Source organism: Flavobacterium sp. Root186 (assembly GCF_001428525.1).
In the GTDB taxonomy this organism is placed as follows: domain Bacteria; phylum Bacteroidota; class Bacteroidia; order Flavobacteriales; family Flavobacteriaceae; genus Flavobacterium.
Genome location: NZ_LMHW01000015.1, coordinates 46,158 through 58,954, shown reverse-complemented (window position 1 = coordinate 58,954; position 12,797 = coordinate 46,158). Strand labels below are relative to the sequence as shown.

8 protein-coding genes are annotated in these 12,797 nt (G+C 35.3%); all 8 read left to right on the top strand.

All coding sequences use genetic code 11. The features are described from left to right. Positions 1-233 precede the first annotated feature (233 nt). The 8 genes from ASD98_RS19385 to ASD98_RS19350 all read left to right on the top strand — a co-directional run bounded on the left by ASD98_RS19385 (position 234) and on the right by ASD98_RS19350 (position 12,740). Positions 234-1,265 carry a LacI family DNA-binding transcriptional regulator gene (locus ASD98_RS19385; protein WP_056207572.1) on the top strand — a complete coding sequence of 344 codons (1,032 nt, stop codon included), beginning with the start codon at positions 234-236 and terminating at the stop codon, positions 1,263-1,265. Between the two features lie 177 nt (positions 1,266-1,442). Beyond that, entirely contained in the window at positions 1,443-2,798 is a 1,356-nt protein-coding gene (locus tag ASD98_RS19380; RefSeq protein WP_056207569.1) for an MFS transporter, read from the top strand. A gap of 18 nt (positions 2,799-2,816) precedes the next feature. Beyond that, positions 2,817-3,473, top strand: a complete 657-nt coding sequence (gene pgmB, locus ASD98_RS19375) for a beta-phosphoglucomutase (protein WP_056207566.1) — start codon at positions 2,817-2,819, stop codon at positions 3,471-3,473. A gap of 45 nt (positions 3,474-3,518) precedes the next feature. Further along, a complete protein-coding gene (locus ASD98_RS19370) occupies positions 3,519-5,822 on the top strand; it encodes a glycoside hydrolase family 65 protein (protein WP_056207563.1) in 2,304 nt (767 codons plus the stop codon). A gap of 28 nt (positions 5,823-5,850) precedes the next feature. Continuing rightward, positions 5,851-7,965 carry a glycoside hydrolase family 97 protein gene (locus ASD98_RS19365; RefSeq protein ID WP_056207560.1) on the top strand — a complete coding sequence of 705 codons (2,115 nt, stop codon included), beginning with the start codon at positions 5,851-5,853 and terminating at the stop codon, positions 7,963-7,965. A gap of 201 nt (positions 7,966-8,166) precedes the next feature. Further along, on the top strand, positions 8,167-10,026 hold the full coding sequence (locus tag ASD98_RS19360; RefSeq protein WP_056207555.1) for a glycoside hydrolase family 13 protein: 1,860 nt from the start codon (positions 8,167-8,169) through the stop codon (positions 10,024-10,026). Positions 10,027-10,185: 159 nt separating this feature from the next. Next, entirely contained in the window at positions 10,186-11,853 is a 1,668-nt protein-coding gene (locus ASD98_RS19355; protein ID WP_056207553.1) for an alpha-amylase family glycosyl hydrolase, read from the top strand. Positions 11,854-12,062: 209 nt separating this feature from the next. Then, positions 12,063-12,740 (top strand): glycerophosphodiester phosphodiesterase family protein, encoded by a 678-nt coding sequence (locus ASD98_RS19350; protein ID WP_056207552.1) that lies wholly within the window; start codon positions 12,063-12,065, stop codon positions 12,738-12,740. Positions 12,741-12,797 lie beyond the last annotated feature (57 nt).

The window sequence follows — 12,797 nt, the reverse complement described above, 5'->3', positions numbered from 1 at the left end:
TTTTTGTTTAAATTAGTTTGAGTTTGTGATTGTTAGTTAAGTTTTTAATTTTACTTCGAATTTCAAAATTATGAATTTATTAACACCGTCGACGAGAGGCATTTTTAATTGGTTTACGAAAACGTGGTAGTGTTGAAAACTTTCTATTTTTTGTAATCTTTTAAGTCAAAAATTGCCAATTATAAAAATTTCAGATACCTTTATTATTAATTAGATTTTTTTCAATTCACGCCATGAAACGCAAAATAACCTTAAAACAGATTGCAAAGGAACTCGACGTCTCTATTTCAACTGTCTCAAAATCACTCAGAAACAGCCTTGAAATTGGAGAAGAAACACGTTTAAAAGTGCAGGCTTTTGCAAAGTTTTACAACTACAAGCCCAACAATATTGCCCTTAGTTTAAAAAACCGAAAAACCAAAAGTATTGGTATTATCATTCCGGAAATTGTACATTATTTTTTCTCTACCGTAATCAACGGAATTGAGCAGGTTGCTAACGAAAATGGATACAGCGTTGTGATTTGTTTATCTGATGATTCTTTTGATAAAGAAGTCCTGAATATGGAAATGTTAGCCAACGGAAGTATTGATGGTTTTATCATGTCTCTTTCTAAAGAAACCCAGTTTAAAGGTGATTTTCACCACATTACAGAAGTTATCAATCAAGGAATGCCAGTTGTAATGTTCGATCGCGTGACCAATGATATTTTATGCGACAAAGTGATTATTGATGATAAAGCTGCCGCTTATGAAGCTGTTCAAAGTTTGATTGATAACGGTAGAAAAAAGATCGCTTTAGTAACTACAGTTGATTATGTAAGTGTTGGAAAACTGAGAACAGACGGTTACGAAAAAGCACTTTTAGACAACGGAATTCCCTTCAACGAAGATTTAATCATAAAAATTGAGGATGTTGATACTTGCGAAATAACCATATCTGAGCTTTTACACGCAAGAGCTTTTGATGCTGTTTTTGCTGTAAATGAGCTTTTTGCAGTAACGATTATCAAAACTGCATCAAAAATGGGATTAAAAGTTCCAGAAGATTTAGCCGTAATTGCTTTTACTGACGGAATTATCTCAAAATACTCCACTCCAAGTATCACAACCGTAAGTCAAAGTGGAGAAAAAATGGGAAATAAAGCAGCTAAAATGCTTATTGAAAGACTCGAAGCCGAACACGATGATGACGAAGAAGAAAACGAAAACTATACAACAGAAGTTATAGAAACACATCTCATAAAAAGAGAATCTACTGACTAAAATTCTTAAAATCAACACATTCTAAAGCCATAAAAAATATTTATGGCTTTTTTGTTAGCATATATCTAAAAATAATTTATACTTTTACGGCCGTCAAAGCTTTTACTTTTACTTCGAAAAAACAGTAAGTTTTGATAAGCAAAGCGCTTATCGTATAATTTTTCACAAATTACGATAATGGAAAAGCGTAAATTAAGTTTCTGGGAAATCTGGAATATGAGTTTCGGTTTCTTGGGAATACAAATGGGGTTTGCACTTCAAAATGCAAATGCCAGCAGAATTCTTCAAATTTTTGGTGCCGACGTACATGAACTTTCATGGTTTTGGATTATTGCTCCCCTTATGGGATTAATAGTGCAGCCAATAATTGGTCATTACAGCGATAAAACATGGGGAAGATTTGGCAGACGAAAACCTTTCTTTTTAGTGGGAGCTATTTTAGCTTCGGTAGGATTAATTTTAATGCCTCAGGCTAATATTTTCATTTCAATTCTCCCAGCTTTATGGGTTGGAGCAGGAATGTTAATGATTATGGATGCTTCTTTCAACATTGCCATGGAGCCGTTTCGCGCGCTTGTTGGTGATAATTTAAGAACAGATCAGCGTACTGCAGGTTTTAGTATTCAAACTTCATTAATTGGTTTTGGAGCCGTAATTGGTTCAGCATTGCCTTATGTTTTAACAAAGTACTTTCACATTTCAAACAGTACGGTTCCTGGAAGTGTGCCTTTAAATCTGACTTTGTCATTTATAATTGGCGCAGCGGTTTTAATTGGTTCTATTTTAGTAACCTTATTTACAACCAAAGAATATTCGCCAGAAGAATTGGCAAAATTTGAAGATCCGCAAAATGATGCGATTTCTGATTCTGAGGAAAAATCAAAAATCACAGACATTTTTACTGATTTTGCAAAGATGCCAACTACCATGCGTCAGCTTAGCTGGGTGCAGTTTTTCTCTTGGTTCGGATTATTCGGAATGTGGGTTTTTACAACTCCGGCAATCGCACATCACATTTACGGTTTACCACTAGAAGATACTTCTAGCCAGCAATATCAAGACGCTGGTGACTGGGTCGGAATTCTGTTTGGAGTTTACAACTTAGTTTCTGCTATTGTCGCTTTATTTTTCTTACCGTATATCGCAAAAAAAATTGGCCGAAAATCAACGCACGCAGTTTCATTAATCATTGGAGGAATTGGTTTAATCTCCATTTATTTTATGCCAAATGAAGACTGGGTTGTATTACCAATGATTTTAATTGGGGTTGCCTGGGCAAGTATTCTGGCCATGCCGTATGCGATTCTTGCGGGATCTATCGCTCCAAAAAAGATGGGAGTTTACATGGGAATCTTCAATTTCTTTGTTGTTATTCCTCAAATTGTAAACGCATTAATTGGCGGTCCAATTGTAAAATACCTTTACAATGGCGATGCAATTTATGCCTTAATTACCAGCGGAGTAAGCTTTTTAATTGCCGCTCTTTTAGTCTACAAAGTAAAAGATGTAGATGATACTATTCAAAAATTATAAAGAAGAATTTCCTTTAAAATGAACAAAAAAGCTTTCATATTCGATCTTGACGGCGTAATTGTCGATACCGCTAAATACCACTTTTTAGCCTGGCAAAAAATCGCACAATCTCTAAACATAAATTTTACGCATGAGGACAACGAGCTTTTAAAAGGCGTAAGCCGAGTTCGCTCGTTAGATATTATACTTGGATTAGGAAATGTTCAGGCTTCGCAAGAAGAAAAAGACAAATGGCTGATTCAAAAAAATGAAGATTACCTATCTTATTTAGTTGACATGGACGAAAGCGAGATTCTTCCTGGAGTTTTTAAAATTCTGCAACTATTAAAAGATAAAAACCAAGGAATTGCGTTGGGTTCTGCGAGTAAAAATGCCCGACCAATTCTTGAAAAAACTGGAATTCTTTCGTATTTCGATTTTATTGTTGACGGAAATGACGTTACCAATGCAAAACCAGATCCGGAAGTTTTCTTAAAAGCGGCTCAATTATTAAATATTGATCCAAAAAATTCAATTGTATTTGAAGATTCTGTTGCCGGAATTCAGGCAGCAAATATTGCAGAAATGGTAAGTGTTGGAATTGGTGAGGAAACAATTTTACATGAGGCTGATTTCATTTTTAAAGATTTCACTCTAATAGATGAAAACTTTATCGAATCATTAATCACAAAGTAAAATCAATCATAAATCAATCAATCACGAAAAACACTGTAAAAACAAATGAACCAAGATTATATAAAACCAGACAATTGGTCCATCATAGAAGAAGGATTTGATGCCGAAAGAGTAAAATCGTCTGAAAGTCTTTTTAGTATCGGGAACGGTGCTATGGGACAACGCGCCAATTTTGAAGAAACATATTCCGCAGAAACTTTTCAGGGAAGTTACATCGCCGGAATTTATTATCCGGACAAAACAAAAGTGGGCTGGTGGAAAAACGGTTATCCGAAATATTTTGCCAAAGTACTAAACGCCCCAAACTGGATAGGAATTGACATCGAAATCAACGAAGAAAACCTTGATTTAAATAACTGTTCCGAAGTTAGAAACTTCCGCAGAGAGTTGAATATGAAAGAAGGATGGTACAATCGTTCTTTTGAAGCAATTCTAAAAAACGGAACCGAAATCGCAGTTAACGTTCGTCGTTTTCTTTCCTTAGATTTAGACGAAGCAGGAATCATTAAATACGATATTATACCTTTAAATAAAGATGCAAAAATCGTTTATAAACCTTATGTTGATGCAGGTGTAACCAATGAAGATGCGAACTGGGAAGAAAAATTCTGGGAACCGCTTGAAGTTAAAAAAGGTACAAATGAAGCTTTTGTAACCGCTCAAACGTTTAAAACGCATTTTAAAGTTACTACTTTCATGCATAATACGATTTTAGCAAATGGTGAAAACATTCATGTTTCACCATCTACAATCGATTCAACTACAGATAAGGTTCAGTATACTTACGGAACCATTATTGCGAAAGGACAAACCTCATCTATTCAAAAAGTTGGCGGATACACGGTTTCTTTAAACCACGAAAACACTTTGTCAGCAGCCGAAAAAGTAATTAAATCTGCTGTTAATTCAGGATATGATGCTTTGCTTCAAAATCAAATTGAAGCTTGGGCAAAAATCTGGGAAATGTCAGACATTACAATCGATGGCGATGTAAAAGCGCAGCAAGGAATTCGTTTCAACATCTTCCAATTAAACCAAACCTATTCAGGAAAAGACAGCCGATTAAACATCGGACCAAAAGGTTTTACCGGAGAAAAATACGGTGGATCTACATATTGGGATACTGAAGCGTATTGTATTCCGTTTTATATGGCGACAAAAGATCAGCAGGTTGCTAGAAATTTATTGACATACCGTTTCAATCAATTGGATAAAGCAATTGAAAACGCTAAAGATAATTTAGGTTTCAAAAACGGCGCAGCTTTGTATCCAATGGTGACCATGAATGGTGAAGAATGTCACAACGAATGGGAAATCACACACGAAGAAATCCACAGAAATGGTGCGATTGCTTTTGCGATTTACAACTATTACCGTTACACTGGCGATTACTCTTATATTCCTGAAAAAGGTTTAGAAGTTTTAATTGGTATTGCACGTTTTTGGCACCAAAGAGCATCTTTCTCAAAAGAGAAAAATCAATATGTGATTCTGGGAGTTACAGGTCCAAACGAGTATGAAAACAACATCAACAATAATTTCTACACCAATTATATTGCAAAATGGTGTATTGATTTTGCAGCAGATCAAATAAATAAAGTGGCGCTGGAATATCCTGCAGACCACAAACGTGTTTTAGAAAAAGTAAATCTTTCTTCGAATGAAATTCATGAATGGAAAAAAGTAGCCAATGATATGTATTTCCCAACTTCTCAAGAGTTAGGAATTTATCTGCAGCAAGACGGTTTCTTAGACAAAGATTTAGTTCCTGTAAAAGATTTAGATCGTTCGCAGCGCCCGATAAACCAAAAATGGTCTTGGGATCGCGTTTTACGTTCACCTTATATTAAACAAGCCGATGTTTTACAATGTTTTTATTTCTTCGAAGATCATTTTTCTAAAGAAGAATTAGAACGTAATTTCGATTTTTACGAATCATTTACCGTTCATGAAAGTTCACTTTCGCCTTGCGTACACTCGATTCAAGCTGCTGTTTTAGACAAAATGGATATGGCTTATACTTTCTATTTAAGAACTTCCCGTCTGGATTTGGACGATTATAATAAAGAAGTGGAAGAAGGCTGTCATATCACGTCAATGGCTGGAACCTGGATGAGTATTGTAGAAGGTTTTGGCGGAATGAGAGTAAAAAATGACCAATTGCATTTTTCTCCAAAAATTCCAAAAGAATGGAAAGGGTATTCTTTTAAAATTAATTTCAGAAATCAAATTTTAAAAGTAGCTGTAAATCATAACGAAACAACATTTACTGTTGACGGCGATCAAGATTTAACAATTGTAGTTAACGGAAATCCTGTGATTGCAAGTAAATTTGTACAAATAAATTAAATTACAATACACTTAAAAACTAAAAAACATGAAAAACTTATTTTTCGCAAGTTTAATTTTGTTTGCGTTTAGCACAGTTGCAAAAGCGCAGCAGTTAAAATCACCCGAAGGCAAGTTCGTAATGGAATTTTCTCTTCAAAACGACGGAACTCCAACATACAATTTAAAATACAAAAACAAAGAAGTTGTAAAAACCAGTAAACTAGGTCTTGAACTTAAAGATGATAAAAAATCTTTATTGAATGATTTTACTGTTGTTGATACTAAAACTTCGACTTTTGATGAAACTTGGAAACCAGTTTGGGGAGAAGTTGACAACATTAGAAATCACTATAATGAATTGGCTGTCACTTTAAACCAAAAAGGAACAGACAGACAAATCGTAATCCGTTTCCGTTTATTTGATGACGGTTTAGGATTTAGATATGAATTCCCGGCGCAAAAGAATCTTACTTATTTTGTAATTAAAGAAGAAAGATCTCAATTTGCTATGACCGGAGATCACACTGCTTTCTGGATTCCGGGAGATTATGACACTCAGGAATACGATTATACCAAATCGAAATTATCTGAAATTAGAGGTTTATCTCAAAAAGCATACACAGCAAACGTTTCTCAAAAATCTTTTTCACCAACAGGAGTTCAGACTTCTTTGATGTTAAAAACAAATGACGGAATCTACATCAACCTGCACGAAGCAGCTTTGATTAACTATTCTTGCATGCACTTAAATTTAGATGATAAAAACATGATCTTCGAATCTTGGTTAACACCAGATGCAAAAGGAGATAAAGGATATATTCAGGCGCCAAGCCACTCGCCTTGGAGAACGATTATGGTTAGCGATGATGCCAGAGAAATCTTGGCTTCAAAAATGACATTAAACTTAAACGATCCATCAAAAATTGATGATACTTCCTGGATTAAACCTGTAAAATATGTTGGTGTTTGGTGGGAAATGATTACAGGAAAAAGCTCTTGGTCATACACAAACGATTTCCCAACGGTACAATTGGGTGTTTCTGATTTTTCAAAAGCAAAACCAAGCGGCACACACGGTGCAAACAATGCGAACGTAAAAAAATACATTGATTTTGCGGCTGCAAATGGTTTCGACGCTGTTTTAGTTGAAGGTTGGAACGAAGGTTGGGAAGACTGGTTTGGACATTCAAAAGATTATGTTTTTGATTTCTTGACGCCTTACCCTGATTTTGATGTAAAAGGTTTGCACGAATATGCAAAATCTAAAGGAATCAAAATGATCATGCACCACGAGACTTCTGGTTCGGTTCGTAACTACGAGCGTCATATGGATGCTGCTTATAAATTCATGAAAGACAATGGATACGATGCTGTAAAAAGCGGTTATGTTGGAGATATTTTGCCTCGCGGTGAAAATCATTACGATCAATGGATTGTAAACCATTACCAATATGCAATTGAAAAAGCTGCAGATTATAAAATTATGGTAAACGCTCACGAAGCCGTTCGCCCAACCGGAATTTGCAGAACTTATCCAAATTTAATTGGAAATGAAGCTGCAAGAGGAACAGAATACCAAGCTTTTGGTGGCTCTAAACCAAATCACGTTACCGTTTTACCATTTACACGTTTAATTGGTGGACCAATGGATTATACTCCAGGAATCTTCGAAATGGATATCAGCAAAATGAATCCGGATAACAAATCGCATGTAAACAGTACAATCTGTAACCAATTGGCATTATACGTTACCATGTACAGCCCATTGCAAATGGCGGCAGATACTCCGGAGAACTACAACCGTTTTCCTGATGCTTTCCAATTCATTAAAGATGTTGCTGTAGATTGGTCTGAAAGCAAATATATTGAAGCTGAACCAGGCGATTTTATTACCGTTGCCCGTAAAGCAAAAGGAACAAACAACTGGTTTGTTGGAAATGTAAACGGAGAAACTGCCCGTACCTCAAACATTGACTTCAGTTTCCTTGAAAAAGGCAAAAAATACACTGCAACAATTTATGCTGATGCAAAAGATGCGCATTACAAAACAAATCCGCAAGCTTATACGATCAGGAAAATTGCTGTAACAAACAAATCAAAATTATCTCAGTTATCTGCTCCCGGCGGAGGATATGCGATAAGCATTATTGAAACAAAATAATTTTAATTAATTCATATAAGAAATGTAAGTCCATTTAAATAGAAATCTCCCCAGCTTTTATCTTAAATGTTCTTACATTTTCTTTTATAGTTTAAATTCTAACTTCCTGCAAGGTTTTGGAAACCTTGCAGGTTTAAGTCTTTCTCAAACATACCTACAAGGTTTTGGAAAACCTTGCAGGAAAACTAAAAACGTTAAATTATGAGAATCCAAACCAACCACACATTCTATAAAATACTTCTTTTTGTTTTGTTGTTTTCTGCTTCCGCGAAAGCGCAAATCCAAAAAGTAGAACCGCCATTTTGGTATGCAGGAATGAAAAATCCGGAGTTGCAGATTATGTTCTACGGAAAAAACATTGCACAATATGAAGCTTCGGTTTCTAATAATGTGGCGATTAAAAACGTCGAAAAAACAGAAAATCCAAACTATCTTTTTGTTACAATTGACACACAAAACATCAAAGCTTCTGAATTGGTTTTCTCTTTTAAAGCCAATAATAAAGTTGCTTTTACTCAAAAATATACTCTTAAAGAAAGAAGAGCCAATTCGGCTGACCGAAAAAGCTACGATTCTTCAGACCTGATTTACCTAATCATGCCAGATCGTTTTGCTAACGGAAATCCGAAAAATGACACCAATGCTTCTTTAACCGAAAAAGGAAATCGTCAGGAACCAGGTGGGCGTCACGGTGGAGATATTGAAGGAATCATCAAAAACTTAGATTACATTTCGTCTTTAGGCGCGACTACAATCTGGAACACACCTTTATGCGAAGACAATGACAAACAGCATTCGTATCACGGATATGCACAATCTGACGTTTATAAAATAGATCCGCGTTATGGAACGAATGAAGATTATGTTCGTTTATCATCAGAAATGCACAAAAAGAACATGAAACTGGTTATGGATTATGTTACGAATCACTGGGGAATTACCCACTGGATGATGAAAGACATGCCAACTAAAACCTGGTTCAATCAATTCGAAAACTTCACTCAAACGCACCACAGACGTGAGGTAATTACAGATATTCACGCTTCAAAAATAGATCAGGAGGTTTGTGTTGATGGATGGTTTGTGCCTTCGATGCCAGATTTGAATTTGAGAAATCCTCTTGTTGCAAAATACTTAACTCAAAATGCCATCTGGTGGATTGAATATGCTAATCTTGACGGTTTTAGAGTGGATACTTATAATTACTCTGACAAAACGGGAATGGCCAATTGGGCAAAAGCAATTACTAATGAATATCCTAATTTTAATATTGTTGGAGAAATCTGGATGCACAATCAGGCGAATTTGGCTTATTGGCAAAAAGACAGTAAAATTGGCGCTATAGAAAACTACAATTCGAATTTACCAAGTGTAATGGATTTTACACTTCAAAGTCAGGTTACTTCGGCTTTCAACGAAGACGAACCAAGCTGGGATAATGGTTTGATTAAATTCTACAACAATTTTGCAATGGATTATTTGTATCCAAATACCAATAATATTTTGGTTTTTGCCGAAAATCATGACACAGATCGTATGAATGAAAAGTTTAAAAACGATTTTCCAAAATACAAACTGGCGATGACTTTATTGGCTACCATTCGTGGAATTCCGCAAGTTTATTACGGCTCAGAAATTGGAATGGGCGGAGACAAAAGTAAAGGTGATGCAGACATTCGTCAGGATTTCCCTGGCGGATGGGCTGGCGACAAAAACAATGCTTTTACAAAAGAAGGAAGAACAGCTGAACAGACAAAATATTTCGATTTTACTTCAAAATTATTCAACTGGAGAAGAACGAATGAAGCAGTTCACTTCGGAAAAATGACGCATTATATTCCGGAGAATAACACGTATGTCTATTTTAGATATACAGATTCTAAGACGGTTATGGTCATTTTCAATAATAATGCAAAAGAGCAGGTTGTAAAAACAAACCGTTTCAAAGAAAACATCAAAAACTTTAAATTAGGAAAAGATGTTTTAACTGGAAAAACATTTGATTTAGCTACTGAAATTACATTGGAACCAAAATCAGCTTTGGTTTTAGAATTGGAATAATTTTAAACACACAGCATAAACGTAGAGACGCACAGCAGTGCGTCTACGCAAAGTTTTCCGCCACGAATTCACGAATTTTTATTCTCAAAGATTGTCAAAAATAATTCGTGAATTCGTGGCGGAACCTTTTATTATAAATGTTCGTTAAATTTGAAATAAATGAAAAAATACTCTTTCCTTTTTTTATCTTTAGTATACTTAACAATGAGTTGTTCTGGCTCAAAATCAGTTACAATGAATAACGAAAATACTTCGAAAACACCTTTCATTTGGGAAGGGGCAAATGTTTATTTTTTACTTACCGATCGTTTTTACAATGGAGATACTTCGAACGACGTTAATTTTAACCGAACCAAAACGTCTGGAAAATTACGTGGATTTGAAGGCGGTGACATCATCGGAATTACCAAAAAAATCGAATCAGGCTATTTTGAAAAATTAGGAATAAATGCTATTTGGCTTACGCCGATTGTGGAACAAATTCACGACGGCGTTGACGAAGGAACAGGTCTTAGTTACGGATTTCACGGCTATTGGGCAAAAGACTGGACGGCTCTCGATCCAAATTTCGGCACCAAAGAAGATTTAGCAAAACTGGTCAAAAAAGCACACGAAAAAGGCATTAGAATAGTTCTCGATGGCGTTATCAATCATACAGGGCCAGTGACTCCAGAAGATCCCGTTTGGCCTTCAGACTGGGTAAGAACCGGTGTGGTCTGCGATTACAAATCATTCGAAAATACAACGATGTGTACGCTGGTGGAAAATCTTCCAGACGTAAAAACTGAAAGTACTCAAAATGTAGAATTACCTCCCTTTTTAATCGAAAAATGGAAAAAAGAAGGCCGTTATGAAAAAGAAATCGCTTCACTTGATGAATTTTTCAAAAGAACAGGGTATCCAAGAAGTCCGAAATATTACATCATAAAATGGCTTACTGATTATATCACAGAATTTGGAATTGACGGTTATCGTGCCGATACGGTAAAACATACCGAAGAAGGTGTTTGGGCCGATTTTAAAAAAGAATGTGACTACGCTTTTGAAACCTGGAAAAAACATCATCCTCTGCAGGTTTTAGATCAAAACCCATTCTATACGATTGCAGAAGTTTACGGTTACGGAATAAGCGGTGGACAAGATTATGATTTTGGAGATCGAAAAGTAAATTATTTTCAAAATGGCTTTAACAGCATGATCAATTTTGAATTTAAATGGAATGCTGCCCAAAACGATTACGAAGGTTTATTTTCGAAATATTCAAATGCTTTACAAAATGACTTAAAAGGATATTCTGTACTTAATTATATGTCATCGCATGACGACGGACAGCCTTTTGATGCCAACAGAACCAAAACGATTGAAGCCGGAACGAAGTTATTGCTTTCTCCAGGAATGTCTCAGGTTTATTACGGAGATGAATCAGCACGATCTTTAGTTGTTGAAGGAACTCAGGGCGATGCAACGCTACGTTCTAATATGAATTGGGACGATATTCAGAATAATCCTGAAATTCAGAAAACACTTTTGCATTGGCAGAAGTTAGGTCAGTTTAGAAAAAATCATCCTGCAGTTGGAGCGGGCGTTCACAAACTCATTAATCCGTGGCCTTATACTTTCTCCAGAACTTTTATAAAAGGTGTTTTTACAGATAAAGTAATTATGGGAGTAGATTTGCCAAAAGGAACAAAAGAACTTCCTGTTGGTGATGTTTTCCCAAACGGAACGAAATTAAAAGATACTTACTCTAATCAAAATGTTGAAGTAATTGACGGTAAAGTAATTGTTGACAGTGAATTTGATATTGTTTTACTGGAACGTACTTAACGGCAAGGAGCGCAAAGTTTTTTCTTTCGCCACGAATTTCACAAATTTTCACAAATTTAAATATGATAAATAATTCGTGGAGATTTGTGAAATTCGTGGCAAACAAATCTGGATTATTATTGTTTTCTGTGGCAAACTTTTTTAATAAATCCTTAGCGTACTTTGCGTAAAACTTTGCGACCTTTGCGGTTAGAAAAAAACACTGCAAAATGCTCAAAATTGCACATCGAGGCGCCAAAGCCTACGAACCTGAAAATACTTTACAAGCTTTCCAAAAAGCCTTAGACTTAAATTCAGACGGAATTGAACTCGACGTTCATCTGAGCGCTGACGAACATATTATAGTAATTCATGACGAAACCATCGACAGAACTACTAACGGAAAAGGTTTAGTAAATACTTTTTCTTTAACTGAGTTAAAATCATTTTTGATTGAAGGGAAATACCAAATCCCAACTTTAAATGAGGTTTTCGATCTGGTTGACAAAAAATGTCTGATCAATATTGAATTAAAAGGTTTAGGAGCTCCTGGTAAAGTTGTTCAGTTAATTGAGCAATATATTTCAGAAAAAAACTGGAATTACAATCATTTTATCATTTCAAGTTTCGATTGGAATATGCTGCAGGAAACATCAAACCTAAATCCGAATATTCCAATTGGTGTTTTAACAGAAGAAAATCTCGATACAGCTTTAGCTTTCGCCGAAGTTGTAAAAGCAGAAGCCATTCATCCCGATTATCAGTTATTGGATGCTGAAAACGTAAAACAAATACAAGATAAAGGATTTCTTGTTTTACCCTGGACAGTAAACTCCGAAGAAGACATTCTAAAAATAAAAAATTATAAAGTAAACGGAATTATCTCTGATAATCCAGACAAAATATAAAAGTAAAATAGCTACGAATTCACGAATTATTTTTTTGATAATCTTTGAGAATAAAAT